28 protein-coding genes and 7 pseudogenes are annotated in these 26,053 nt (G+C 52.0%); 6 read left to right on the top strand and 29 right to left on the bottom strand.

Annotated features, from left to right (window positions below):
* Positions 1-56: 56 nt before the first annotated feature.
* The 17 genes and pseudogenes from O1V66_RS20140 to O1V66_RS20060 all read right to left on the bottom strand — a co-directional run bounded on the left by O1V66_RS20140 (position 57) and on the right by O1V66_RS20060 (position 9,812).
* Entirely contained in the window at positions 57-458 is a 402-nt protein-coding gene (locus O1V66_RS20140; RefSeq protein WP_045049101.1) for a tail fiber assembly protein, read from the bottom strand.
* A 2-nt stretch (positions 459-460) separates the two neighbouring features.
* Complete coding sequence (locus tag O1V66_RS20135; protein WP_082051049.1) at positions 461-1,666, bottom strand: phage tail protein; 1,206 nt, start codon at positions 1,664-1,666, stop codon at positions 461-463.
* The gene (locus O1V66_RS20130) at positions 1,663-2,271 is read right to left on the bottom strand and encodes a phage tail protein I (protein WP_045049100.1); all 609 of its coding nucleotides are present in this window, start codon (positions 2,269-2,271) and stop codon (positions 1,663-1,665) included. Before O1V66_RS20130 ends, O1V66_RS20135 begins: the two co-directional genes overlap by 4 nt.
* A complete protein-coding gene (locus O1V66_RS20125; RefSeq protein WP_045049099.1) occupies positions 2,264-3,172 on the bottom strand; it encodes a baseplate J/gp47 family protein in 909 nt (302 codons plus the stop codon). The genes O1V66_RS20130 and O1V66_RS20125 overlap by 8 nt, the downstream gene beginning before the upstream one ends.
* Before the next feature lie 4 nt (positions 3,173-3,176).
* Entirely contained in the window at positions 3,177-3,527 is a 351-nt protein-coding gene (locus O1V66_RS20120) for a GPW/gp25 family protein (RefSeq protein ID WP_045049098.1), read from the bottom strand.
* Positions 3,520-4,164 (bottom strand): phage baseplate assembly protein V, encoded by a 645-nt coding sequence (locus O1V66_RS20115; RefSeq protein WP_045049097.1) that lies wholly within the window; start codon positions 4,162-4,164, stop codon positions 3,520-3,522. The genes O1V66_RS20120 and O1V66_RS20115 overlap by 8 nt, the downstream gene beginning before the upstream one ends.
* Before the next feature lie 70 nt (positions 4,165-4,234).
* On the bottom strand, positions 4,235-4,690 hold the full coding sequence (locus O1V66_RS20110) for a phage virion morphogenesis protein (protein WP_045049219.1): 456 nt from the start codon (positions 4,688-4,690) through the stop codon (positions 4,235-4,237).
* Positions 4,683-5,150, bottom strand: a complete 468-nt coding sequence (locus tag O1V66_RS20105) for a phage tail protein (protein ID WP_045049096.1) — start codon at positions 5,148-5,150, stop codon at positions 4,683-4,685. The genes O1V66_RS20110 and O1V66_RS20105 overlap by 8 nt, the downstream gene beginning before the upstream one ends.
* Positions 5,080-5,373 carry an Rz1-like lysis system protein LysC gene (lysC, locus tag O1V66_RS20100; protein ID WP_152623654.1) on the bottom strand — a complete coding sequence of 98 codons (294 nt, stop codon included), beginning with the start codon at positions 5,371-5,373 and terminating at the stop codon, positions 5,080-5,082. Before lysC ends, O1V66_RS20105 begins: the two co-directional genes overlap by 71 nt.
* Positions 5,258-5,671, bottom strand: a complete 414-nt coding sequence (gene lysB, locus O1V66_RS20095) for an Rz-like lysis system protein LysB (protein ID WP_072045108.1) — start codon at positions 5,669-5,671, stop codon at positions 5,258-5,260. Before lysB ends, lysC begins: the two co-directional genes overlap by 116 nt.
* A 1-nt stretch (position 5,672) precedes the next feature.
* Positions 5,673-6,178: pseudogene (locus tag O1V66_RS20090) on the bottom strand (lysozyme).
* Entirely contained in the window at positions 6,162-6,392 is a 231-nt protein-coding gene (locus O1V66_RS20085; RefSeq protein WP_045049094.1) for a hypothetical protein, read from the bottom strand. The pseudogene O1V66_RS20090 and the gene O1V66_RS20085 overlap by 17 nt, the downstream one beginning before the upstream one ends.
* A gap of 2 nt (positions 6,393-6,394) precedes the next feature.
* Complete coding sequence (locus tag O1V66_RS20080; RefSeq protein WP_045049093.1) at positions 6,395-6,598, bottom strand: tail protein X; 204 nt, start codon at positions 6,596-6,598, stop codon at positions 6,395-6,397.
* Positions 6,598-7,062, bottom strand: a complete 465-nt coding sequence (locus O1V66_RS20075) for a head completion/stabilization protein (protein WP_082051056.1) — start codon at positions 7,060-7,062, stop codon at positions 6,598-6,600. Before O1V66_RS20075 ends, O1V66_RS20080 begins: the two co-directional genes overlap by 1 nt.
* A 92-nt stretch (positions 7,063-7,154) precedes the next feature.
* Complete coding sequence (locus O1V66_RS20070) at positions 7,155-7,817, bottom strand: phage terminase small subunit (protein ID WP_045049092.1); 663 nt, start codon at positions 7,815-7,817, stop codon at positions 7,155-7,157.
* 3 nt (positions 7,818-7,820) lie between these two features.
* Positions 7,821-8,908: pseudogene (locus O1V66_RS20065) on the bottom strand (phage major capsid protein, P2 family).
* Positions 8,909-8,963: 55 nt separating this feature from the next.
* Positions 8,964-9,812 carry a GPO family capsid scaffolding protein gene (locus O1V66_RS20060; RefSeq protein WP_045049090.1) on the bottom strand — a complete coding sequence of 283 codons (849 nt, stop codon included), beginning with the start codon at positions 9,810-9,812 and terminating at the stop codon, positions 8,964-8,966.
* Positions 9,813-9,956: 144 nt separating this feature from the next.
* On the opposite strand from O1V66_RS20060, the pseudogene O1V66_RS20055 reads away from it, so the two are divergent.
* Positions 9,957-11,719: pseudogene (locus tag O1V66_RS20055) on the top strand (terminase ATPase subunit family protein).
* Positions 11,719-12,747: pseudogene (locus tag O1V66_RS20050) on the top strand (phage portal protein). Before O1V66_RS20055 ends, O1V66_RS20050 begins: the two co-directional pseudogenes overlap by 1 nt.
* A gap of 376 nt (positions 12,748-13,123) precedes the next feature.
* Here the strand turns inward: O1V66_RS20050 and O1V66_RS20045 are convergent.
* From O1V66_RS20045 to O1V66_RS19995, 11 genes and pseudogenes are all read right to left on the bottom strand, one after another.
* Positions 13,124-13,318, bottom strand: a complete 195-nt coding sequence (locus O1V66_RS20045) for a hypothetical protein (RefSeq protein WP_152623653.1) — start codon at positions 13,316-13,318, stop codon at positions 13,124-13,126.
* Between the two features lie 285 nt (positions 13,319-13,603).
* Positions 13,604-13,948, bottom strand: a complete 345-nt coding sequence (locus tag O1V66_RS20040; protein ID WP_045049086.1) for a hypothetical protein — start codon at positions 13,946-13,948, stop codon at positions 13,604-13,606.
* Between the two features lie 14 nt (positions 13,949-13,962).
* Positions 13,963-16,185: a replication endonuclease gene (locus O1V66_RS20035; protein ID WP_045049085.1), complete on the bottom strand. Its 2,223-nt coding sequence runs from the start codon at positions 16,183-16,185 to the stop codon at positions 13,963-13,965.
* Positions 16,182-17,191: pseudogene (locus O1V66_RS20030) on the bottom strand (phosphoadenosine phosphosulfate reductase domain-containing protein). The gene O1V66_RS20035 and the pseudogene O1V66_RS20030 overlap by 4 nt, the downstream one beginning before the upstream one ends.
* A gap of 42 nt (positions 17,192-17,233) precedes the next feature.
* A complete protein-coding gene (locus tag O1V66_RS20025) occupies positions 17,234-17,458 on the bottom strand; it encodes a TraR/DksA C4-type zinc finger protein (RefSeq protein WP_045049083.1) in 225 nt (74 codons plus the stop codon).
* Positions 17,459-17,460: 2 nt separating this feature from the next.
* Complete coding sequence (locus tag O1V66_RS20020; protein WP_045049082.1) at positions 17,461-17,787, bottom strand: DUF5405 family protein; 327 nt, start codon at positions 17,785-17,787, stop codon at positions 17,461-17,463.
* Complete coding sequence (locus tag O1V66_RS20015; RefSeq protein ID WP_052673456.1) at positions 17,787-18,041, bottom strand: DUF2732 family protein; 255 nt, start codon at positions 18,039-18,041, stop codon at positions 17,787-17,789. Before O1V66_RS20015 ends, O1V66_RS20020 begins: the two co-directional genes overlap by 1 nt.
* A 66-nt stretch (positions 18,042-18,107) precedes the next feature.
* Positions 18,108-18,410 carry a hypothetical protein gene (locus O1V66_RS20010; protein WP_045049081.1) on the bottom strand — a complete coding sequence of 101 codons (303 nt, stop codon included), beginning with the start codon at positions 18,408-18,410 and terminating at the stop codon, positions 18,108-18,110.
* A gap of 7 nt (positions 18,411-18,417) precedes the next feature.
* Positions 18,418-18,594 carry a phage filamentation protein Fil family protein gene (locus tag O1V66_RS20005; protein ID WP_072045107.1) on the bottom strand — a complete coding sequence of 59 codons (177 nt, stop codon included), beginning with the start codon at positions 18,592-18,594 and terminating at the stop codon, positions 18,418-18,420.
* Between the two features lie 8 nt (positions 18,595-18,602).
* Positions 18,603-19,112, bottom strand: a complete 510-nt coding sequence (locus tag O1V66_RS20000; protein ID WP_045049080.1) for a phage regulatory CII family protein — start codon at positions 19,110-19,112, stop codon at positions 18,603-18,605.
* Between the two features lie 28 nt (positions 19,113-19,140).
* Positions 19,141-19,365 (bottom strand): hypothetical protein, encoded by a 225-nt coding sequence (locus O1V66_RS19995; RefSeq protein WP_045049079.1) that lies wholly within the window; start codon positions 19,363-19,365, stop codon positions 19,141-19,143.
* A gap of 125 nt (positions 19,366-19,490) precedes the next feature.
* On the opposite strand from O1V66_RS19995, the gene O1V66_RS19990 reads away from it, so the two are divergent.
* Positions 19,491-20,030, top strand: a complete 540-nt coding sequence (locus O1V66_RS19990; protein ID WP_269127979.1) for a phage repressor protein CI — start codon at positions 19,491-19,493, stop codon at positions 20,028-20,030.
* A gap of 626 nt (positions 20,031-20,656) precedes the next feature.
* A pseudogene (locus O1V66_RS19985) lies at positions 20,657-21,686 on the top strand (phage integrase).
* A gap of 285 nt (positions 21,687-21,971) precedes the next feature.
* Here O1V66_RS19985 and O1V66_RS19980 read toward each other — a convergent pair.
* A pseudogene (locus O1V66_RS19980) lies at positions 21,972-23,083 on the bottom strand (IS3 family transposase).
* A gap of 436 nt (positions 23,084-23,519) precedes the next feature.
* Between O1V66_RS19980 and O1V66_RS19975 the strand changes: the two are divergent.
* Together O1V66_RS19975 and O1V66_RS19970 are read left to right on the top strand one after the other, a co-directional pair.
* Positions 23,520-25,556 carry a hypothetical protein gene (locus O1V66_RS19975; RefSeq protein WP_045049075.1) on the top strand — a complete coding sequence of 679 codons (2,037 nt, stop codon included), beginning with the start codon at positions 23,520-23,522 and terminating at the stop codon, positions 25,554-25,556.
* Between the two features lie 59 nt (positions 25,557-25,615).
* On the top strand, positions 25,616-25,963 hold the full coding sequence (locus O1V66_RS19970; RefSeq protein WP_269127978.1) for a hypothetical protein: 348 nt from the start codon (positions 25,616-25,618) through the stop codon (positions 25,961-25,963).
* Positions 25,964-26,053: the final 90 nt, after the last annotated feature.

Genomic DNA, 26,053 nt, shown 5'->3' with positions numbered 1-26,053 from the left:
ACACAACAAAGACATAAAAAAAGCGCCCCGAGGGACGCCTTTTTATCTTGGAGCAATTACGCCGTGGGCATTTCGGGCCAGTTAATGGCGGGCGCTTTACCGGCATCAATGGCGTGCACGGCCTGCGCGAAGGCCATCCACCGTGTAAGGCTCGCGCGGTCGGCCTCGGTTATCATCCCGAGTTGTAGCTGAGTCTGCCAAAACTGCGTGGTTGTAGCGACATACGCCAATAGCTGAGCCTTCTTATTTTTCGCAACCTGCACATCATCTACGACCGGCGCTTTTAGCATCGGCGCGCCGTTCTCGTCGGCGGTAATAATCTTGCCCTCGGCCTGCCCGTTCATGACTTTCGAATACAGGGCTGCGGAGATTATTACGGCATCGTCAGGCATGTTGTCGCCGTTGATATCACTGTTATAAAAACCCGATGTTGATTTACTGAAATACAAAGTCGTCATGATTAATAACCCCAAACCAAAATACGTCCGGAAAGTCCGTTCTGCGTAGTAGGCCCACCCGAACTCAAAACATTTCTCACCCGCGCGACGGCTGTTGTCACCGTCGAACCTGAAAGGTCAAAACCCCATACCGTTACGTTTGTTGGACTCCAACCTGTTGGATTAGCTTCATTTGCCACCCCGCCGCACATCTGACTTTTAAAAGCGGTTGGCAATGAAACTGTCATAATCCCATTGGCGTCACAAACGCCGGATGCCCACTGTAAAATCAGACCGGACGGAAATTTTTGATAACCATTGCCTGCCTTTAAAAAACCATAACTGCCCATGTCAGGGATTTGATTGACTCCCGTACCCACGGTTTTTACCGCCGCATCACCTAACCCAAGGTTTCCCCTGAATTTCTCCACATCGACAATATCAGCGCCGTTTTGCTCCTTCGCCATTTTTTCGGCGACCTTGTTAAGCATGGTGGTCGAAAAGTTCGGATCGTCACCCAGCGCCGCCGCCAGTTCGTTCAACGTATCCAGCGCATCAGGCGACCCGTCAACCAGCGCAGACAGTGCCTTTCGCACATAAGCCGTGGTAGCCAGCTGCGTACTGTTGTTGCCTTCGGAAGCGGTCGGCGCGGTCGGGACGCCGGTAAATTGCGGGCTTTCCTTGAATGCATATTGCGGGTGCGGATTCGGGTCGCTGACGTGTTGAGCCACCAATTCATCAAGATGCTTGCTGACCTGCGTGTTTTGGTCATCCACATATTGGCGGGTAGCCAGCACAACCGACGGGTCAACTTTTAACGTTACCGTGTCCGTGCTATTTACAATCAGGATCATGCGCACGGTTTGAGTTCGCCCGCTACCCTCCTGCAAAAGTGGCTTATAGGTTTCGGGGCAGTTCGCTACGGCAATCAGTGTGCCGTTGCTGTCAAACAAACCGATCTCGCGTATCCAGAAGCCGCCCTCATTTTCGGGAATGATTTGCTCGGCGATAATCTGGCTGCTGTTGGCCGCATCAACGCTGAGCGTGTTGATAGCGGCACGCCGCTTTTCAGATACCAGCGCTGTTTGTGACGGGTTTGGCGTTGGCAGCGTGCCGTTGCCGTCACCCACCGCCATTTGCGTAATTTGCAACTTGGTACCCAAAGCCGCCATGTTTGCCAGCTTGGCCGCGCCAAGTGTCGTTAGCAGGGCAAAATATTTAGCTGTCATGCGTTTACTCTCATGTTATCGATAATATGCACACCGGCACCGGTATAGCCTGGGCCAGTTATGGTTATTACTTCGGGGCTGTAGGGGTACACCGTCAGCGTGTCGCCGCTATAACTTGTCACGCTGACCCGTGATGCGCCGGTTGTTTCAAGGTTGATGGAAAGGCCGATAAGGTGGCGGCTACAGGGTTTCGCATCGGCTATGAGGCGCTCCAGCTCCTGATACATCTCATCGGTAATTCCCGTATCAAGCACGCCAATTTCCAGCCGAAACGTACCTGGCGCCTCGTTCGTCTGCCACCATTCGACTACGCGGATCAGATAGCCCAACGGCTCAACCACACGACGCAGCGCGCCTATCGTCCCTTTGTGCTTATGCACTGATTGCGACGCGGCCACTACCGACCGCTTGGTGGACTCGGGCCACTTTTCGTTCCAGCTATCAACAGACCACGCCCACGCCAGATAAGGCAGTAACGACAGCGGGCATTCGTAGGCGTTCCACAGCGTGCGAAGCGGCACGGGGATGCCTTCAATCCGCGCACACGCCTGTGCGGCGGCAACCTCAAGCGCGCTTGAACCTACGGGCATCAACCGCTCAGTCATCGCGCACCCCGATTTCAATCGCTGTGCCGGTGCAGTGACCAGCCTGCGTTTTGTCCAGGATAAAATCGGTTGCCGGTTCCGTCAGTTCAACATACTCGACGCCCGCCACGCGCAACACCGAGGCGTAGGCCTGCCGACGTATACTACGGCCCAGCTTTCGCTGCTCTGCGATAAAGGCCGAAAGTTTATTACCGGCATCCACCAGGCAAGGGCCAGCGGCCACGTCGTCGTAAAGATAGAGCTTGGCGCTTACCGAATAGTCTGTAATTGCCGCCGATTGCACCGTAACCCTGTCAGCGACCGGCCTCACATCCTCGGCGTTCAATGCCGCTTCAACCGCTGACAACAAGGCGGCATTGGCTTCGCCGCTGCCTTCGCGCGCGAGTACCGTGATCGTGACGGTTGCCGGTGATGGGCTGATTGCCGACGCATCGGCAATCGCGCCATCTACGCTGCGGGCGTGCCACTCATAGGCAGCAGACGGGCCCGCAACGCTCAAGCCTTCGAACGATTGCTGGATGCGCAGCAGAAAATCGCCGTCACTCTCCATGACGGCGACCGTCGGCGGTATTGTGCTTTCATCGGCAGCGACGAGGGTTAGGCGCTCGACGTTGTAATTTGCTCCAATTTGGTCGAGGTCGTTGCCGGTCGAATAGGCCAGCATCACCGCCCGCGCCGCCTCATTAACTCGCTGGCGCAGAATGACTTCACGGTAAGCATTTTCCTGTAGCAGCTTAACTATCGGTTCGGATTCAAGCGTAAGCGTGCGCGTAATGGCCTCCTGGTCTTCTTCTGGATACAAGGAAACAAGCGTGGCCTTTCGCTCGGCCAGCAAAGTTTCATAGTCCAGCGTTTCCACCACGTCCGGTGCGGGTAACTGACTTAAATCGATAATTGACATGATTTCAGCTCACAGGTAAGGAAAGAGAAAAGGTTGCTGAGGTGTCGACGCGCGTTCCTGTAATTTCCACGACCATTTTGCCCGCCTCGCCTTTCTCAAAAGTGATACCCGTCAGCTTGATGCGCGGCTCCCATTTCAAAACGGCGATGTAGCACGCGGCCATGATTTGCAGCCGCAGAGCGTCATTTTTCGGCTGGTCAATCAGGTCGGACAACATCGAGCCGTAATCACGCCTCATGACACGCGAGCCGATGGGCGTGCCGAGAATGTCACTCAGCGATTGCCGTATATGCTCAAGGTCGTCTATCGCTGCGCCGGTTGCGCGGCTCATCCCGAGATAACTTGCGTTAGCCATATGTCCCCTTGGTCTGCGAACCACCGCTTTGCACATTGCCGTGTTTGTGGTCATCAACCACGATGCCGTTGGATGTAAAACTGCCGCCCGAGTGTGTAACGTCCCCGCTCATCTCGCCGCCTTCGGTTACTTTTAAGGTTTTGGCTATCAGTTCATGGGTGCATTCCACCGTCGGCGTATCCAGCGTGATTTTTTGAGAGGCGTTGACCAATACAACCTTGGTCTTGGCAGTAATGGATTCGGTGGCTTCCACGTTGGCAGATTTGATGCCGACGGCTTTTAGCGCGCCGGTTTTGGGTTCGTACTCGATAACCGCACCGTCGGAAAAGGTAAAGTGCAAGGCCTCGGCAGAATTGGACGGCGCGGGGAATTTGTCGGAGAAAATACCAGGCAGGACGAACGCGGCATCAAGCTCGCCGCCCAGGGAAAATATCAGAACTTGCTCGCCCACGGACGGGGCGAACCAGGTGCGCGTATTGCCTGCGCGGGCGCTCAGCCATTGCAGCCAATCGGTAATATTCTCTCCCGTTTGAACGCGACATTTACCCGCAACCAGGTCAATCTCGGTCACGGTGCCAATGCGGATCAGGTTGCGAATAAGTCGCAGAGTTTCGTTGATTTCTTCGAGTAGGTTCATAGGGCAATAATCCCGCGAGGGGCATCCATGCCGCAATCAACAGAGGTTCATTCACCCATGACACAACAGGCTATTTAGCAAGATGGCTAATAATGATGCTTTCGATATTCTGCATATCATCCTCACTGAACCCCAGCAACGGACGGGCGTCGTATTTAACCTCTTTGTCATGACTATTTCGCGTGATTTTGTCTCTCAATCCATAGTGATGAACGCGCGCCATACGTTGCACCTTGCCGGTAAATTCTACCGATGCATCGTTGCCGGTCGCCTTGGCCTTCATGTATTTATTGGTGCGCATCTTGGTAAACATTTCACGTTTAACACGCCCTTTTTTCGCCCTGATTTTTTGCGTTTTTCTCGCAGCGAAGGGCGTGCCGTCCGGCGCGCGTTGCGCCTTGATATTGGCCTGCTGGCTGGCGCGGAGCCTCTTTGCAATGTCTGCGGCCATTTGCTTTCGCGACGCGGGCGACAGGTTGGCAATCAGCGCCGCCAGACGTTCTTCGAATGCCTGCAAATCATTCACGCCATTCACTCACTAACTCGCCATGAACATAAAGCTGCCTCGGGCGCGGTATATTTTCCGGCTCCTGCGGCTCCGGCACATGCTCAACGTGCAGCGCCCCATCGATATCTTTCACTATTACGCGCTCGGTAAGCTGCAAATCAATGCTGATATCAACCGTGCTGTCACTGATCACATCCACCTTGAACGTGTACCCCGTCTGACGTTTTTCAGTCGTGGCCATGATGTCGGGCTGATTCACACGTAGCCAGGCAAGGATGGGCACGACCAATAAATCCACGTCTGCGGAGTAATCGGTAATAACGATATTGACCTGATACTGGTATTCAAATGAAAGCGACGGGGCCAGCGTGGAAACCACCCGCCCGCGATCGATAAACATATTGAAACTATCGGGGTTGCGTTGCAGATAAGGCGATGCCTGGGTGAGCGCTTCGCGTAGCTGCTTGGGTTTTAGCATCTTGCTTCTCCTGACACTGCTTGACGGCTTCGACCTGCAAGCCGCACGCCGCCAGCGCGCCTTCAAGCTGACGAATATCGGCGCTTAGGTCGCCGTTGGTTTTGGGATCACTTGCCGGAAATGGGCAGCTCGTTACCCTCGGACAGCCAACGTAAATAATCGTTGGCACTGGCAAAGGCGGGGCGCTCTTGCAGCCGGATAACAGCATCAGGCAAAGCAGCATTGAACCAAGTTTTGAGCGTTTCATTTTCAGCGATTAACCTCTGAATTTTTGCTTCACGATTGCGCGCCGCCGAGTTGGCATCCCCGAGCAACATGCGCAGGGCCAGCTCGCTTTTTTCACGCTCGGCAGATTCATCTTGCAGGCGAGCGATCGCGGCATCGCGGCTTTCGATACCGGCAGACAAGGTGCCGACTATCCTGTTCGCACTTTCCAGTTGAATACTCAGGTGATGGGCGTAACCGGCGGCAGCGAGCAAAGCCAGAAGCGCGACAACCAAAAGACCGATGGCGATGCGCATGTTACACCCCGCTCAGGCAAAGCTTGCGCTCAGCCTGGCGGCGTCTTTCCAGACCAGCCGACACCTTGCCATTCACGAATACCCAGCGGGTAAGCTGATCGCACGCCTGCCACCACTGATGCCGATTGAGGTACGACACCAACGTTGAGCGGCAGGCCGCGCCGGTTCCCACGTTAAATGAGAAACTCACCAGCGCATCGTAAACCGGCTGCGGCATTGCCACCGGTGCGCAGACAGCCAGCTGGCTTTCAACCTTTTTACATCATCGACAAGGTTCGTCGCCGCCTGCCGTTCCGTGACATGGCTGCGGCCAGTTACACCGACGGTATGCCCAATGCCGTTTGTCCACGTTCCTGCCTGACACTTGTAGGGCGAAAGCCGACAGCCCTCGAAATCGGTGATAAGGCGCAACCCCGCCTCGGAGGTGTGAAGCTGCCGATAATCCGGCAACGTGGCGGCAAGGAGCAAAACCGCCGCCGCCAGACAGCGTTTAACGAGTGTATTCATTGATAACCTCCTCGCTCATTCCTCGCGCCCGCAACAGCGCCAGCGTTGCGCGCTTGTAGTGCCAGTTAACGATCGCGCTGACCAGGTTGATTATCAGCGTCCCCACCGCGACCAGGCTACCGACGATAAAGGCGATATCCTGCGGCGAGTGACGGGCGAACCACGCCAGAAGGATCGCGACAAAATAGGCAACGGCCGATTTAATCCATTCCATTTTTAGTCCCAAAGTTGAACGGTTTCGCGCACGGTCGAGGCGGCTACCTCCGGCATTTCCAGCGCGTAGCCGTGGGGAAGGATCACCCCCATGTTTGCCAGACCTGGATTAGCCGCAAGGACTTGCTCAAAAACGGACTCGGTGCGCCCGTAAAAGCGCCAGCATATTGAGTCCACGGTATCGCCCTGCCGCGCATACACTTTCATCACAACAACCCGATAATGCAGGCCGAGCGACCGGCAATCTTGCTGATACTAAAACGCGCATCACGCCATAGCTCTGATGCCGACACGTCGATTTCCTCAGCCTTTCGTGTGCCGCTGGCGTCATAACCGCGATAGCGTTCGACAATCGTTGCGCCGGTCAGGGCGCACACGGCGGCCTCGTAGTGGGTCAGCTTGATGCTCTCCCCGTCTATCTTGTCGGCAGGAACGTCGGCAAGGGTGAGATAACCCGCCTCCATTTGTGCCGTGCGATAGTCGTACAGCTCCGCGTTTACTTCCGAAATGGCTGTTTTTACCGCCTGGCGCAAACGCTCGGCGGTCACGGTGCCTTCATAGCGCAGCGAGGCGCGCAGGCTTTTCAGGTCAACGTCCGGCCAGAAGAACGTATTTTTTATCGGCTTTTCGTCAGCGTCTGACGGTTTCGGGGCCGGTATTACTAGCGACATAATGACCTCTAAATGGGGGACGGTGGACGACGGCATGATCGCGGTAAAACCGGTCGCAGCCGTCGTGCCGTCCTGCTCGGGGAGCATTCTTTTTAACGGCTTACCTGATTGCGCAAATCACGGGCCAGCCGCTCAATATCTTTGACGACGCCGCAGCGGTCGTGCAGCTGCAACGCGCGTTTTAGGTGCTCTAACGCCTCTAAAGCCCTGCCCGCATCGCGCAGCACATACCCGATAATTTTGTGCAGCTTGGCGCGCACCTGGTCGGGCATGTCTTCCGCATTCGTCAGCTCCAGCGTCGCCAGCAGCGGCGCGGGGTCTACCGCCTCCTTTGCCGTATAGGCGCGGGTTGCCGCGTCGGAGACTTCCTCGGCCAGCAGGTAGGCCGTGCTGTTGCGCTTGTACAGGTCGGGCGGTACCAGGCCAAAGCGCAGCGCGTAACGGGCGATATCCAGCGCGCCGGTAATGTCTCCGGCATCGAGACGCCAGATCATGACGGTCATCAGGATGGCATCCTGCGCGCCGCGGCCCTCACTCAAGACACCGTCGACCCACGGCACGTACTCGGTAAGCAGTTTCCGCTTAATCTCGGCTTTCTTCTCGTTCGAGCGCACCTGTTTCAGCGTGCGTTTGTCTTCATTGAGCTTGAGCAGCATCCGCTCGTAGCCGTTGGCATAGCGCAGCGGGCCGGAGTCCCGCTGCGAAGCCTCGACCGCAGACTGGCGCATCATGTGACGGCGGGCAGGGCTTAACATGGCTTACTCTCCCGCTGATGCTTCGGCCTCTCCCGCTGATGCTTCGGCGGCTTTGGCAAATTCACCCAGCTGAATATTTTCAACCAGCGCACCGCAGGCATAATCCTCAACCACGTAATCTTCATTGATGGATTCGTAGTTTTCGATGCGGTCACGCTTCGCGACTTCATCGACCATGCGGCGGTTGGTATCTTCCTGCCAGTAGATAGACAGGTTATCGAGGCGGGTGATAAGCAACGCATTCGCGGGGAAGTACGGCACGCGATAGGCAGGCAGGTTGCCAATGCGTTTTTGGCTCACAATCATGTCGGCGGCCAGCGCTTCGGTGTTTGCCTGGGTCTGGTTAACCAGCGGGAAGTATTTATCCGCGAGCAGTTGACGACCGCAGATCACAACCAGCTCGGGGTCTTCCTGATACCACGGCTCAATCAACGTGTTGGTCGCATCCATCACCAGCGCGTCGAGGTTGGCATAGTCGCCGTTTTTGCCGACGCGGATTTTATCGGATACCACCGCATCACCTTCGCCGACGATTTTGTTCATCACGCGGGTTGGCGCGTTGTCGCGGTATTTCTGCAACCAGCCTACGGCCACATCCTGCAACAGCGGATACTTGGTGCGGTTTGACGTCTTCGCGCGGCTGATACCGTTGAAGCCAATCATGATGCGGTCAAGCGCCTGGCGTTTGATGATGGCATCACGCAGTCGGGTCTGAAAATCTTCGTAGCGCGCCCACAGGTCAAGGGTGTTGTAGCGGATATGGAAATCGTAGTTAACCTGCACGCATTCGTAGCCCTCACTGTCAAGGGAGGCGAAATCAGCCGTTTCGCGCTCGTCACCGCCCGCCGTGTCCGTGGTGCTGGCGATAGAACCGCTCACGCCCACGCCGATTTTTTCCCCTTCATTTCGGCAACCGGCACGATATTGATGCGGGTCAGAAACTCGGACGACTCTTGCACGCGGTTCATCAGCGTTTGCGTCACGGACGGAGCAACGGTAAATTTTTTGTTCAGGTCGCCGGTTTCGACGTTGTTCAACTCGGCCAGGCGAGAGAGAAAAGCATTAAATTTAAAACGGGTTGGTTGACGCATTTTTTTCCTAATAAGTTCGGGGTTTGACGGTCGTTCTGGTTTCGGCAGGCCGCGATTAACAGTCGGTCAGGACTTCATTTTTTCCGTTACCGCCGCTGGACTGCGGGCGACGCGATTGAGTAAAGCTATCGCTGGTCGAAAGTTTTTGACTCAGCTCGACCAGCTCGGCACGGTCGGCCTCGGTGGCCTGCTCCAACAGGGCAAGGCGTTCATTGAAAGACGCCTCAACCGTTGCAATCTGTTCACGCACCTGCCCGACTTCCTGCTGGGCAAATCCGGCCACTTCTTCCACAGCGGCATGCACTTCTGTCAGCCGTGCGTCGTCACTTGCCTGTTTTTTGGCAAACTTGTCCTTGATGCGGGAAAGCAGTGAAACAGCGGGTTCGGTGACCTCTTCAAATATCAGCTCGGCTTCAACGGCGGCGGTAAAGAGGTTGTCAGGGTCTACCTTGCGGCTTGCCAGCGGGTTGAGCTTGGCCGTGGCGCTGAATGCCAGCATTTCGGTGCCAAGGCTCGCGGGGTCATCAGTGATCGCCAGCCCGACCAGGTAGGCCTGATTGGTGTCGGCAAATTTGGGGTTGACCTCAATCGAGGTGTAGATTTTCTGGCGCGCCTTGCTCAATTCGACCAGTTCAGGGGTTGGATTAATTTCACCGTACAGCGCCAGCTTGCCCTGCATTGGCCCTTCGGTAATTTCTTCGGCGGTCAACGCGGTCACGTCACCGTAGCGGCGAAATGCGCTGTCGGGGGTGTAACCCTTGATGTGCTCCATGTTGATGCGGGCACCGTACATCGACGGGTCATAGTTGGTTGCCATTTGCGAAATCCAGTCACGGGAAATCGCTCGACCGTCGGTCGTTGCGCCCTCCACGGCGATACGAAAACGCTTTGCTTTAACTGTCATGAATCAGGCTCCGGTTGTGGATAGGTTCGGGTTGAAGGCCAGTTTCCAGACCTTGCCCCCAAGTCACAACGAGCGCCGGTTGTGCGCATTCCCACACAACAGCCAGCACGGGCAGGCGCGGGCGCGCCTCGGTAGCCTGTTGCCATGAACACTACCCCGAACCTCATCATCAGCGACCCACGGCGACAAGCTGCCCTTCTCTACTGGCAGGGCTTCTCCGTTCGCCAGATTGCGGAAACGCTGCATCAAAAAGCCCCGACCGTGCAAAGCTGGAAGAAGCGAGACGCATGGGACGCCGTTGCGCCCATTAGTCGCGTCGAAACCAGCATGGAAGCACGGTTGATTCAACTCATCGCAAAAGACGCAAAAGACGGGAGGGACTTCAAAGAAATTGACCTGCTAGGCCGACAGATTGAACGCCTGGCAAGGGTTGACCGCTATCGTCAGTCCGGCAACGAAGCAGATCTCAATCCCAACGTGCGCAACCGCAACAAGGGCGAGCGCGCGCCGGTCATCAAGAACGTATTCAGTGAAGAAGCGACGGAAAAACTCAGTGAAATTTTCATGGGGGAGTCGTTCGACTATCAGCTGCACTGGCACAAGGCCGGACTCCAGCACCGTATTCGCAACATCCTCAAGTCTCGCCAGATTGGCGCAACCTTCTACTTTGCCCGTGAAGCCCTGATTGACGCACTGACCACGGGCCGCAATCAAATTTTTCTCTCGGCCAGCAAGGCGCAGGCGCACGTTTTCAAGAATTACATCATCGACTTTGCCCGTCAGGTCGATGTTGACCTGAAAGGCGACCCGATTGTGCTACCAAACGGCGCGCGCCTCATATTTCTTGGCACCAACGTGCGCACCGCTCAGAGCTATACCGGCAACCTGTACCTGGATGAATATTTCTGGATACCTAAGTTTCAGGAGCTGCGCAAGGTCGCCTCGGGCATGTCGTTGCACAAGAAATGGCGCACAACCTATTTTTCTACACCGTCGAGTCTGGCGCACAGCGCGTACCCGTTCTGGTCGGGGAGCTGTTCAACAAGGGGCGTCGCGACAAGGCATCCCGTATCGAGCTGGACTTGAGCCACAGCCATTTGTCGAAAGGCGTGCTGTGTGAAGACGGCCAGTGGCGGCAGATTGTCACGGTCGAAGATGCACTGACCGGCGGCTGTAACCTGTTCGACCTGGATCAGCTGTCGCTCGAATACAGCCCGGCAGAATACGACAACCTGCTGATGTGTGAATTTGTGGATGATGCCGCATCCGTCTTCCCGTTCGCCGAGCTTCAAACCTGCATGGTAGACAGCCTTGAAGAATGGCTGGACTTCAATCCGTACTCCCTGCGGCCCTTCGATTATCGCCCCGTCTGGATTGGTTATGACCCGTCACACACCGGCGACAGCGCAGGCTGTGCCGTGGTCGCACCGCCTATGGCGCACGGCGGCAAGTTCCGCGTATTGGAGCGTCACCAGTGGCGCGGCATGGACTTTGCCGCGCAGGCGAAATCCATTGAGGATTTAACCAAGAAATACAACACGGAATACATCGGCATTGACTCGACCGGCATCGGGCAAGGCGTTTTTCAGCTGGTACGCCAGTTCTTTCCCGCCGCACGCGAAATCCGGTATTCACCTGAAATCAAAACCGCAATGGTACTGAAAACCAAAGACACCATCACCAGCGGGCGCCTGGAGTACGACACCGGCAGCACTGACATTACACAAAGCTTTATGGCGATACGCAAAACCATGACGGCCAGCGGCAACCGTTCCACCTACGAGGCCAGCCGCAGCGAAGAAGCCAGCCACGCGGACGTTGCCTGGGCAATCATGCACACACTGTTAAACGAACCGCTCACCGCCGCCAACGGCAACCTAAGCCCGAACATTCTGGAGTTCAACTAATGAGTAAGCGCAAGGGCCGCAAGGCCTTATCCCTGCAACATACCGCTACACCTCCCGCACCGCAGGCCGAGGCGTTTACCTTTGGTGAACCGTCGCCGGTGATGGATAAGCGGGACATTCTGGATTATGTCGAGTGCATCGGAAACAGCCGCTGGTATGAACCGCCGGTAAGCTTCGACGGGCTGGCGCGCAGCCTGCGCGCCGCCGTGCATCACAGCTCGCCGATTTACGTAAAACGTAATATTCTGGCCTCGACGTTCATCCCTCACCCGCTGCTCACCCAGCAGGAATTCAGCAAATTTGCCCTGGATTATCTGGTATTTGGTAACGCCTTCGCCGAGCTGCGACGCAATGCGCTCGGCGAACCGCTGCGCCTGGAAACCTCACCGGCCAAATATACGCGTCGCGGTGCCGAAACTGGCGTGTATTGGTTTACGCAGTATTGGAAAGACGCGCACGAATTTGAAAAGGGCAGCGTTTTTCACCTGCTTGAGCCGGATATCAATCAGGAGCTTTACGGCCTGCCGGAGTATCTCAGCGCGCTGAACAGCGCCTGGCTGAATGAGGCGGCCACGCTATTTCGCCGCAAGTATTACCAGAAACGGCGCACATGCCGGATACATTCTCTACATGACCGACGCGGCGCAGAGCAGCAGCGATATCGACCAGATGAGAAAAGCGATGCGCGACACAAAGGGATTGGGGAATTTTCGCAACCTGTTTATGTACGCCCCCAACGGCAAGCCCGACGGCATCAAGATTTTGCCGCTCAGTGAAGTGGCAACCAAGGACGATTTTTTCAATATCAAAAAAGTCAGCCGTGACGACCTGTTAAGCGCGCACCGCGTACCGCCGCAGATGATGGGCATCATCCCCGACAACGCGGGGGATTTGGGGATGTTGAAAAGGCGGCAAAAGTTTTTGTGCGTAACGAGCTGACACCACTGCAAGAGCGCATGAAAGAAATCAACCAGTGGATAGGCGTTGACGTGATCCAGTTCCAGCCCTACAAGCTCGGCGACGACTAACCCCTGGCCATGTACGAGCCGCCCAGCAAGGCGGCTTTTTTCACCTTAACATCACCTCTCGCCCTGGCCGACCCGCTCAAACCCGCTCTAAGACCAGAGCGCCTCAGACGCACGACACGACGCGCAACACTCACGCCCCCTCCCAAGCCTGATTTTTGACGCCGCACCGCCCTGCGTGCGTCTGGCTGCGCCTACGCCTAGCCGCTGCTAGCCTCTGCGCGCAATACTTTCCCCGCCGCGCCTGCCCGCTTTGTAGACCGTTTTTAATGCGGTTGCACGACCGTAAAAAACCAGGCGGGGCCTGGTCTTTAGAGTGATAGATGATCCTATCGAGATCATGCGGATTCATGCACTGTATGCATGCAAGGTGATTTTTTTAATCAGCACCGCTCTTTTGCTGCCTGTGGCTAATTTTTGCGGCCTGTAAAATCTCTGCAATGCTCATACCTGATAGCTCGGCAATCCAAATCAAAGCGATATCTTTATCGTTATTTTGGCAATCGCAACTCGATGAAAGCCGAGCAATCAGGTTAATTCGTTCAAGTGTGACAACCTCTTCTAAATCTGACACCTTTTTTACCCCCTGGTGTTTGAAACACTGTATGCATAAACAGTATGGTAGATGCAGAGAGGAAATAATTCCATACATATCTTAGGAAAAAACTAAAAAAACTTAGAAAAAAATAACACTGTTAACTCACTGAAACTATTAGATTCGCAACTTTAAAAGCCATAATTACCTCTCATTCACCGCAAAATAAGCCCATTAACTCTACAAAACTTTGCCGTCCATACCTCATGAAACTTAATCCAAACTATCGTCTTTTATGAAAGGTGGCGCGCTTTTCGTGACAGGTCACACGCTTAGCTTTGTTTCTTTCCATCCGAATGTTTGCCAGCAAGCCCCCTCACCTATCAACGGACATCCCTCCGGACTGCCTGGGAGACTGTCACCGCATCGGCCGCAGGCTCGCTCTTTCTGTTTGGCTAATTGCGCCCACAGCTCTGCATTGTCCTTTCGGATCAGCATTGTGATGTATTCATTCAACTCATAAGGCTCTCGCTGCGGGCGACGAGCGGCGCAGTTCTGCGCCAACATAATAAGCTCCTGTTCGTCCAGAATTAAATCTAGCTTGCGACAACCTTTTTCAGCTTGACGCAGCCGCTGTGCGGCTTTCCTTTCTGCTGCTGACTTTGCCATTTTTTTGCTCCTAACTATTGATAGAAATCTGCCCAATCCTGGATAACATTAAATTGCACGCTTTCATCTCCGAACTTCATCATCGCGCCCCGTGTCAGCGCTTCCAGCTGCCATTTCTCCGCTACAATGCCCTTACCGATAAGTTTCTGACGAATTTCAGGAATTCTCGCCCGCTCTGCCTCGGTTAAGCGTGCCGACGGGGCCACCTCGCGATATTTGAACGGGTTGGCACTGCGTTGTTGCCGGTTTACCTTCGGCAACTCCTGCTTAATTCGCGCCACAATCGCCCTCACGGCGGCAGTGTCGTCCCAATCAATCACCGCATGTTGCTCGCTAAATAACGCCTCTGTGTGGCTCCCAGCCTCGCCACCGTGGCTATCTGCTACCGCTGCGCTTTCGACCAACCCACAGTTATTGACAGGACTCCGAGGCGCGCCAGAGGCGCTTTTTAAAGTCAAAAGATCAACGTCAACGGCAGAAGAAACGATGCGCCATTGTGTTGACCTGGTTTCAAATACGTTGGACTCACCCAAGTGCGGGGCAAAGATACCGACAACCTTTTTAACTTCCTCGTCATAGGCATTCAGTTCTTCTGCGGTGCGACGCGCTACGCGCACGGTCTGGCTATCGCGTGGCGTATTAGCCCCGCCCTGGGCCTCAATGTAGGCGGCAAAATTTCCCGCGTCGGCTGCGGCGCGCACGGCTTCCACTTCCTCGTCGAAAGTCTCAGTCAGATTGAGTGAACGAATGCGTCGGCACTCACGGTAAGCGCCCATTGAAGGCAGGCCGATTGAGTGAAATTGAGGGATGCGCCATGTAGCCGCCCAGGCGGTCACAGCAGTAGCGGCATCGGAAAGTAGCTCGCCGGTTTCAAAGTCGCGATCGCCTTCCAGCGCGTAGCCATCAATATTTTTAGCGATGTACTTTGCGATATAACCGGCAGCGCCGCCTTTGTTCATATGCTTGCAGTCAAAGCGGTTCTTTGCGGCCCCGCGCTCGTCGCCGTCTTCTTTCATGGCGTATTTACGCATGATGTCGATAATCTGCTGACGTTGGGCGCGCTTGGCGAACAGCATCATGTGCCAGTGCGGCGTTGCATCATGGTGTGGCTCAACAACGCGCATACCGTAAACTTTCAGGCCGTTGTCTTTAAAAGCGGTGCGGATTTTTGCCCAGACCTTACAAAGGTAGCGCTGGCCGTCTTTCGGGGTGTAAGCCTCTTTGTCCCAATTGTGGTTAAACTGGACTCGCTTATCCTTACCCACGGTACGCGTCGGATGGTATTTGGAAGGGGTCGTGATAGTGATAAACATTCCGACGTCGCCATTGTCTGCCGCATATTGCTCAGTAAAGGCGATGGTGTTCATTAGCTCCATACGGCGGATCTCAGGATTCGAGATACTGGCCATTACCTTTTCAATCAGACTGAAACGCTCGCCGGTTTCGGTATTTTCAAGCTCGCAGCTTTTCAGGTATTCCAGATTCGACAGGCGGCGCGCCTTGACCTCGCGGACGGCTTGAATACTGGCATAGGCAGAAGCCGCGCTGGCACGACTTACCGCCCCGATCGCAATCAAGAGAGCTTCACGCCATTGCATGCGCTGTGCTTTAAACTTTCGCTCCCACCACTCCGCGTTTACCAGGCGTGACAAGCTGGCAATGGCTGACTGAGCATCCATCTTACCTTTTCGGTAACGCGTCCAGTGCATGGGTTGAACGTTGAAGGCGCGAGCCATTCCTGCAATCTGTCCATAAAGGGCAGATTGGGTGCGGCTATCAAATAGCACCGAATTATCGCCATCGTTTTCGGCAATTAACTCTTCACAACGGCTTTCATAAATCTGCATCAGCTGACCGGCTATGCGCATGCAAAGGCGCTTCAAGTCCTTATCCTTCATGCCAGGCAGACGGTTGTATTCATCCGACTCCGAAAGAAATCGAGCCGATGCCTTGATATTCATGGCATGCGCTTCATTTACAAATTCAACGCGCGGCAGAATCGTGCGACCCAAAGTGAATACAAGATATTTGTTCGCCGCGTGGTGTCCTTTTTCTTTTAAAAGGAATTTGTGGCGACTAAGGAATTTTTCAGCCAGCTCATAAGGCAATGTTTTAACTTTGGCTAAAACGGCTTGCCCCTGATGGTATTCATCACGGGTAAGCTGTCTTTCCGGCCCTGCAATTGCAGGGCGCGGGGCGTTCCAAAAATATGCCCATTCAGTTACAGCAGGGATCATTCGCAAACACCTGCATAAGCACTTACGCACGTGGAGTCATCAGTCACAGCCATGAGCAAGTCAAACTGATTCCCGCCACGTGTTGTTAATGCCCAATCTCTGTAAGTCTCAATACCATGAGACGCAAGACTTACCTCAGCACCATTCTTAGTGGCTTTTTTCGGATCATGACCTGAGTGAAAAAACACCGCATTGCCACGGCGAGAGCAAGCTGCAACCATTTTCTCCCACTCTGCAAGACGCTTTATCTCGTCCGGCCAACGCTTAAAAATCTGTCCCATTTCAGACTTAGCGACATTAACGCACGGCATGCAACCAACGCGGTTACACCCTTTTTCGTACAGGGGGTTGGGCTTGATACCATGACGTTTTGCATACGCAAATACTTCCTCATGCGTCCAATTAAGGATAGGGCGATAGACGCTCAACCCTTTACCCAAATCGAACCCAGACTCCCATTCAGCCAAATTAGCCCGTTGTGGCGACTCCTGGGCACGTACCCCTTGCCATGTGACAACTTGCTCATAACGGTCAAGCAAAGGTTTAACAAACTGCTCACTGACAGGTTGCTGCTTTAAGTCAATTGAGCAGAATTTGCTCTTGGTTGAAGGGAAACGCCCCTTCCACATACACAAATCCAAAAATGGAATGCCGGTAGGATAAAGAGTGGCTAGGGCTGTTTGGATAATCTTTTCAGCCTGCTTATCCGTAAAGCCACACTCAGCCGTCAGTGATTCAGGCCATTTTTCAGAAATGAATTTTCTCTTGTTTGCGATGCGTAGAGAGAAATCAGCCCTAACTCTTTTAACCGTTCTAGCTTGCTCTCCAGGTAAGACAAGTATTCAAGCGTTAACGGATGCTCATGCCCTGTATCTGCAAATACAGTCATATATAAAACACCAGCTTCACGCGCTCGAAGCCACTGGGTCAACGAATCTTTACCACCTGAAACAAGGATGGCGTTCATCGTTCCCCACTCAAAACAACGGTTGTCTATAGCGTTCATAACCGCAACTCCGCTTAAATTAGTAAAAGCATTCAATAACTGTCAGTAAAATCTTTTAAATAGACGCTCTTTCTTTTCTTCTGATGATTGGCAATCGACACAACGCGTCACACCAATAATGGTCGCCCGACGTTCCGCTGAAATAACATCCTCACAGTCAACACACGTCATAGTAGATACACTGACCGGTTTACTGGTTGCAGCTTTGATTTGCGCGTCCAAAACTTCGGCCTGCCTTGCCTGCTCTAAATCCATTGGATCACTCATTGTTATTTATCCTTTGTTAGGGTTGTTGTAGCTACTTTGCATAACTTGCAAAGACGTTTAATTTCTCGTTCCAAATCCTCTGCATCATTTATTTGCTTGGAATAAATCAATGCAGAGATACTTCTATGCACAAAGTCGTTATATAAGCTGACTAGATTTTGATACACCGCATAGGTTGTCAGATGTTCACGACTAGAAGATTTATCAATTACCTTTTGCGCAAGGATATATTCCCCACCTTTCGGGACGATGAAATAGAAATCTGAAATAGCGACTTTATTACGCCCTTCAAAAATAGATTTTCCCTCGACCTCCCGAACCTTGCCCATTAGTGGATTTCCTCAGACTCACTGCGAATACGCTCGGCCTCCTGCCGGAGTGTTTCCACTGCGCCGCGACCGTCGATTTCTTTATGAATCAGATGTGCGGCAATAGCTTCCAGCCTTGCAGCAAATACAGCGGTAAGGTTTTTACGCTCGTCCAGGCGAGCTTCGGTCAGGGCCAATAGAAAACCCTCTTGCGCGGTAGGCACCTGCACCTTTTCAGCGCCAACTTTGATTTGATGAATTTGAATGTTTCGCATTTTGATGCTCCTGTTTTTAGGCAATACAATGCCCGACGCGTAAGCGCCTATTATTTAAAAAGGGAATTAATGATTAGAGTTTGTTTTGCAATCGTCTTTGCTAACGAACCTTGGCAAAGTCCCTGCAAAATCAATTAAAGAATTCAGCGCAGCAACCACTTGCAATCTTTCGGTATAACTCAACTCCGAAAACTTGGCATTAATATGTCGCGCCTTTAATCCAGCGTGAAAACAAATTGTTTTACGCATATGCAACGGACTTTCATCAAATGTTTCCTGCGCTACATTCTTCTTGAATGCCAACATTTCTTTTATTTTAGAAATATGTTTAATTCCAATCTCTCTTTGTTTGTCGTCTGCCAGTAACATAAACACCTCAACCAAATAAGCGTTTTAACAATTTTCTTGCCTGCTTCGGCTTGGATGCCTTTACAGCCATTACGTGTTTTCTTTCAGGATTCCAGCGATTACCGTTTGGCAATTCAATCCATCCGTGGCCGAAGTGACGAGACGGACTTTGCTGCTTTAATAAGGGTGCAATTGAGATAGTCATAGATTTCCTTAACTCAGTCCTATTGATGCGCCTAACCCGCTAATTACCTCGGCAGTTGAGGAAAGCGCAGGGTTAGAGTGAATGCGAGCCTGTAAAGATATTCCGGCCAATGTCAGGCAGCGAATTGCAGAATTGATACCTGCGGTAAACGCACCCTGGCGGCAGGCTGTCATTCGTTCTGTTGATATAACCTCGGCGGCCACGCTGCCCACTGCTGCCGTTGCCTTCATTACATAAACCGGCAATTTTTCGGCTGTCATTTCATTTACCGGCACTGATGGGAGGCAATTGATTTGAGCCAGCATCCCGTCAAGCAATGTCGGGTCTTCGGTTAAATCGGTTAACACCATCAGCTCTTCAATCGTCAAGCGGTGGTTTTGTTCAGGGTTGAGCTTGTTACGTAAAACCTGAACGGACATTCCTGCTTTCGGCCCTATTTCTGCGAGATTGTGTGCTAAAGCAAACTTGCGACAAGCTTCGGCATAGTGGGCATGTGTGGAAATGCGATAATCAAACATAGGCGACTCACCTTTAGTGAAGTAACTTCTAGCCAACGCTTAAGGCTATGTTGCATTCAGAAAGGGCTTGGATGGTCAATGCAGCCATGTTTACTTCGACCAGCCCGCGAGCCTTGTTTTTCTTGGGTTTAATTGTTAAGCGGCCATCCTTGATCATCTCGCGAGCGGTCCCCATAGGCGTGCTAGTCAACTCGCAATAAGCATCAAGTGGGAGATATGGAACGGGTATCGTAATTGTAATGTTAGGTCTCATAAGGCAAAATCTCCGGTTAGTTTGTACTCATCAATATTCATCAACATTCATTAACATTAAGCTTTCATTAAGCTACAAAGCGGATATTAATCTAGCTTTAAGAAAGTAATCAAGGAAAAACTTCCGTGAGCCTACAAATAAATTTTGAAACTGGTGGCGGTAAAGTGTTGGATCGAGTCCTAGCCGCCTACGGATTTACAACTAAGATCGCCTTGTGCGAGCACTTAGGGATTGCAAGTAGCAGCTTAGCCAACCGTTACAAGCGGGATTTCTTTCCGTCGGATATTGTGATTAGGTGCATTGCAGAGACTGGCGCAAGCCTGAAATGGCTTGCCACAGGGGAAGGAACGGCCGGTGATGCAGGAGATCAGAATGCGGTCAAATGCCTTTCTGATACTTTAGTTAACGTTCCCTGCAGCAACTTGATAAACGGGGAGTTAAGAAAAGAATATGACTTAAAGATTGATTCAAGATTTTTACCAAACAATGCAGACGGTATGTCTCTCCATCTCGTAATCGAGAACAGCATCCAGTATTTCATCAATAAAGATATTACAGATTTAAAAGATGGGAAATGGCTTGTCCAAATCGAAGGGGCGTTATCCATCAGGACGTTAACTAGAATCCCGGTTGGCCGCGGTTCGCATTCAAGGCGATGGGGCTGATTTTGAATGCAGAGTTGATGATATAAAGCCCCTAGGGCATGTGATCATGCATTGCTATCGTTAGATAATACTTTAAGGGACTAAATTAAATGAGATGTTTTATTCTTTACCTGACTATGTTAGTTACATTCAGTTCATTTGCAGCACCTAAACACTTTGCTTCTGTTACAGATGTTCAAGCCGACTTTAATAATTACCCCCTTCGGAGGGTGATTTTGTCGTCCTAAAAGAGAAACCACTCACGGTAACTGTTTCGCCGAGAACCGTAGCCGAGGACTCGCCTAACGTGACGGCTAGGCTACTCGAAAAAGCATCAATTAATGTTGCTTACCGCTCATTCATACATACAGACATAAACCAGATAACTATTATCGCATTCCCCCATGAATATAATTATCAAACACATAGTTCTGTATTTTTAAAAGATAAGCCTTTAAAACTCACTATCACTCGTCAAGCAGCTCTTAGTGAAGTTCAAAAGTACCTGCACGTTAGTAGCTTTAATGACCTCGTGGAAGAAGATGGCACGACTTTTACATCCAACTTTTACAACTGTTGTTACTTGCCTGAAGGTAAGCCTGGATTGAAATCCTTTTACTCCACCATATCGAAGAAGTAGCGCTGCTATGCCAATAAGAAAACTAGATTCTGGCTTATGGGTATCAGATTTTTACCCGCTGGGGAGAGGGATAGGTAAGCGTGTCCGCAAGAAGTTTGCCACCAAAGGCGAGGCGTTAGCATTTGAGCGATTCGCACTCGACCCAGACAAAAATAAAGAATGGCTCGGACCTATAGAAGACAAGCGGTTGTTATCTGATTTGGTAGAGTCATGGTTTTCAGCTCACGGGATCACTTTGGGTGACGGGGAGCGAAGAAAGGGGGCGATGCTTCATGCATGTAAATGCATGGGCGAGCCTACGGCTATGGAGTTTAGTGCGGAGCATTTCTCACGTTACAGAGAGAAAAGGCTTAAGGGGGAGTTTGCGCGTTTCTGCACGAGTGGAAAAAATCTCTGCGCGCACAATCAATTTAGAGTTGGCATATTTCAAAGCTGTGTTTAATGAACTAACACGCTTAGGCCGCTGGAAACATAACAATCCAGTTGAGCATCTTCGTGCATTCCGCACAGGTGAAGGCGAAATGGCTTTCCTTACAGCCGATGAAATTGAAATTTTGCTAAAAGAATGTGAATCCAGCTCGTCAAAAGCTTTAGTAAGCGTCGTTAAAATTTGCCTTTTGACGGGAGCACGTTGGTCAGAAGCTGAAAGCCTAAAGCGCTCGCAGTTCACTCCACATAAAATCACCTTCATTCACACTAAAGGGAAACGAAATAGGACCGTACCTATAAGCGAAGAGTTTTATAATGAGATCCCTAAAAAAAGTGGTCAGCTTTTTGTATCTTGCTACTCGGCATTTAGGACTGCACTTAAGAGGACTGGTATTGAGTTACCTGCAGGTCAGTTGTCCCACGTTTTGCGGCATACATTCGCAAGTCATTTTATGATGAATGGCGGAAATATTTTGGTTTTGCAACGCATCTTAGGTCATACAGATATCAAGATGACAATGCGTTACTCTCACTTTTCCCCTGACCATTTGGACGAGGCAGTGAAATTTAACCCTTTAGCCAAAAGTGTCGCAAAAGTGTCGCAATAGAACCCGAACCCTCGTTAATATTCGTTAATATTCGGTGCGTATCTCATTGATTTATATTGTAACTAATTGATTTACATAGACCATAAAAACAACTCATAATCGCTTGGTCACTGGTTCAAGTCCAGTAGGGGCCACCAAATTTACTGTTTAAATACAGACAATTAAGCTACTTTCCGAAGTGGCTTTTTTGTTTCCTGAATTTAGAGTGGCTGACCTGCCCCCAATATCAGATACAACCTTAAGTTAGTAATGGACTGATCCCACGACGGTAGACAGTTCCTGTCCTCACGACGAGGCCTGTTCAAAGGCCTCCGGACTGACGCCGCCGAGATGACTGTGGCGCCGGGCCCGATTGTAGAACACTTCTATGTAATCGAAGATATCCGCCCGGGCCAGATCCCGGGTTTTATAGATGCGTTTTCTGATCCGTTCTTTTTCAGTGAACTGAAGAACGATTCGGCCACCGCATTATCCCAGCAGTTGCCACGCCGGCTCATGCTCGGGGCCAGGTTATTGGCCCGACAGGAGCGCCGCCAGTCGTCACTGCCATACTGGCTGCCTTGGTCCGAATGCACGATGACCTCACTGTCGGGTTTACATCGCCAGACCGCCATCATCAGCGCATCCAGCGCCAGCTCCCGTGACAGAGTAAGCTTCATCGACCAGCCCACCACGTTACCCCCCGCCAGATAGAGCCAGCCCTGCCAGGTGCGAATATAGATAATGTCGATGACCCAGACCTGATTGGCCCGGATGACGGTAAACTGCCGCTGCACGCGATTTGGAGCCACAACGGAAGGTCACCCGGCTATGCGGCGTGGCACTTGATAGCCGCGCACGGCTTTTATCCGGTTCAGTTGCATAATACGGCTCACCCGATTTTTACCGCAAGTTTCACCGATTTCATTCAGATCACCATGAACCCGGCGGTAACCATACCCCCACTCAGGGCATAGGAATCACGGATGAGCATCGGCAAACGCTGGTTATCTTTATCGCGTGCCGAAACCGGATTATGCAGCCACGCATAAAATCCGGCCCGGGCGACATTCAGTACCCGACACATCGTCATGACACCCCACACAGTGCGGTGTTCATTGATAAAGCGGTACTTCAGTCGGGCGCCCTTGCAAAGTACCGCGCGGCCTTTCTCAGGATATCCCGTTCTTCTTCGGCACGCTTCAGCTGCGCCCTGAGTTTCAGGATCTCGCTTTTAGCCTCCAGTAAATCCCGGGCATGCTGCTCGCTGTTATCAGGTTTAAACGCCCGTAACCATTTATAGAGACTGTGTGCTGAAACGCCCAGCCGGTCAGAAACATCAGCACGGAATAACCGCGTTCCGTTATTTGACGGACGGCTTCTTCCTTAAATTCAGGTGTAAATCGTGGTGTGCCCATACGCTCCTCCTATGCTCAAACTATAGGGCAGGATCGTCTACCGGGGTGGGGTCAGTCCAAAGGAGATTGGCAACTGACCAGATAAAGGCGGCCGTTTGAGAGAAGTTAGTGTTAGTCATAGCAAGTTCCGTAGCCATAAGCATAATAAGTGAGTCATGATTTTATGAAATCATACCTGCCACGGCCTAAATCTCAAACTCACCATCTTGGTGACACCGCGCTTTTGAAACATCGAATAAGCTATTAATGAACAAATAATTGCGAAAGAATTGCCAAAGCAGCTACAAAGACATCCTATCCAATTGTTTTAAATGATCAAAAATAACAACTAAATATTTTAAAAAAATAATAGGTCTAATCCTAGATTAGCCAAAATAAAACCATTAGAGTTATCTTAAAAAGAAATGCTCCTTTCATATTACTCATGGTGTAAAAAATGGATTTCATCCTCGTTCCTGGTGTGATGGTACGCAATGGTATTTTGTGGGCCGCGGGGATTTTAAAATTCCCGTCGGCTCCGGGTTCCGTTACGATCCTTCTCGTACTTGCGCTCATTATTTGCGTGTATCGCTGGCACCAGCAGGTCAAGCGTCGTTCGAACGCTTTATTAAATATTACGAATAAAATTAAAAGCATTCCTAAAGACGAGTTTAATCTGCGTATTGCCGAGATCGACAGTGACATAGGTGACTCACGCGGCAGCGAAGAGACAGACAACGTCGCCAATGCATGGGAAGAGTATCGTGAGACACATGTCACCGACGACCGCGAAGGGTTAGCGATAGCCCGTAATACTGTCCGCCCTGGGCATTTCTTTAATCTGGAAGATATCCATTTTACCCCGGGATTTTGGCGGATTGTCCCCGGGCTTTTCGTGACCATTGGCCTTTCATTAACGTTTTTAGGCCTTATCTCCGCGCTAAACTCAATGAGTACGACATTAGGTGATGGTGGAAGTGCCGCGCTTGAAGGATTGTTAACCATTGCCTCAGCGAAGTTTATTATGTCGCTGACCGGGCTATTCTGCTCAATTGTCTTTACCGTTTCTCTCCGACTAGGCACATCCAAACTAGAGAAAAATGTTCACAACCTTAATAGTCTGATTGAGCAACGCCTGGCCTTTATTAGCCTGGAGGAGCTAACGCTTCGCCAGCTCAAAGCCACTGACGAAAACCGCGATCACTTCCGCAAAATTGGGATGGAGATGGTCGCAGAGCTGGGCCGTCCATTACGTGAAGAGTTACCGAGAGCAATTTCGGAATCGATCAGCAAGGCCATTACGCCGGTTATTGAGCAGGTCAGCCGTTTGGGCAACGACGGCGTCGGCGAAATGGTGCAAAACCTCTCCTCCCGCTTCTCTGAAGACGTGGGTCATGCGCTGACTCAGGCCAGCGACCGTATTTCTCTCGCTGGCGACCAGATCAAACTACTGGCCGAACGGATGGACCAAAGCTCGGGCAAGATGGGCAATGAGATGGAGAATGCGCTGAGCAGACTTGGCCAGGCGGTGGAAAACTTGCGCGACGGTATGTCGCAATCGGCTGAAACTGCGACTTCTGCCTTTAATCAGGGTGCAGAAAATCTGCTGGCGACGATGAATACTACCCTGCAAGGTATCCGCGATAATACCGGTGAAGGCGCGCGCGCCATGAGTGAAGCCGCATCGGATATGAAAACCGCCGCGATAGGTATTCGCACCGAATTGGAGTCCGCAGCAAAACAGGGCTCAGAAGCGGCTCAGGCGCGTATGTCTGAGTCAGCCTCACAGGCCAGCGAAGCGATTAACCAGGCAGCTACGCACGTGCTTGGCGCCTTTGGTAACACGGCCAATGAAATTACGCGCACGACAGAAGAGTTGTCGCGTAAAGCCAGCGCCGAGTTGCTGACTCCACTCTCGGCTATTGCGGAACAGTTAGATACCGTTAAAACGTCACTGGCTGACTCCAGCAGCGCTTTACGTCGCTCTTCGGAGAGTATTAAAGAAGGCGCGATAGCGTCTGAGAATGCATCGGGTACCTTCCGGACCTCTACTCAAGCCCTGGCATCAGCGGCCGACCCTATTCGTGCCACTATGGAACGTATTGAGCTCAGCACGCGCCAGCTTCGAGAAAGCAGCGAAAACAGCCTTGCCTCCATTGCTACCGCCGCAAAAACCAATGCTGAACAGTCGGCAATGACACTATCGGCGGCGCAGGAAACGCTGGGCGGCCAGCAGCGCGCAATTGAGTCAACCTTAACCAGCCTGCGGTCACTTATCGACGCGCTGCGTGGTCAGGGCGATCGTCTGGATGATATTGACGAAAGATTAGGCAAAGCCTTCGAGGTTTATCAGCGGCAAGTGGAGGCATCTGTAGAAACGCTGTTTAGTCATGTTAAATCCATGCAGGACTCGTTGAATCCAGCTCTTGATACCATGCAGGCGATTGTCGATCAGGCTGAAGCCTTTGCTCCGAAACAGAGGCCGCTGCAATGAGAGGAGGTTCGGCCCGCAGGCGCTCCAGCGAGGAAGAAGAAGAGTCAGTCTTTGTCTCAATGACGGATATGACCGTGAGTTTTCTATTTATTGTGATGGTGCTGCTGGCATTTTTTGCCAGCCGCTATAACGATAAAAATACCGTGCCCCGCGATGAGTATGAAACCGCCGTTAAAACGCGAGATAAAACCATTGAGGACTTACGTGCGCAAATCGTCGAACTCAAAAAAGTCGACCCGCTCGAGCAATATATGTCGCAGGCTGCGGCCGCTCGTTTGAGTTTGCTCTACAAGCTACGCGACAGTATCAAAACGGCCTATCCTCAACTTCCGGTCGATGTTATCCCAGAAGAGGGCACACTACGTTTCCAGGGGAGGGCCTGTTTGCCAGCGGCAGCTATACCTTAAATGATGATAAACGTAAGATTGTAGAGACGCTGGCTACGACACTGAACTCTCTGCTCCCCTGCTACACCTTCGGGAAAACGGTCAGTTGGA

It is taken from the genome of Rouxiella chamberiensis (assembly GCF_026967475.1).
Taxonomy (GTDB): Bacteria; Pseudomonadota; Gammaproteobacteria; order Enterobacterales; family Enterobacteriaceae; genus Rouxiella; species Rouxiella chamberiensis.
Note: the sequence above shows the minus strand (reverse complement) of the source record. Positions and strands in the feature narration are given on the sequence as shown.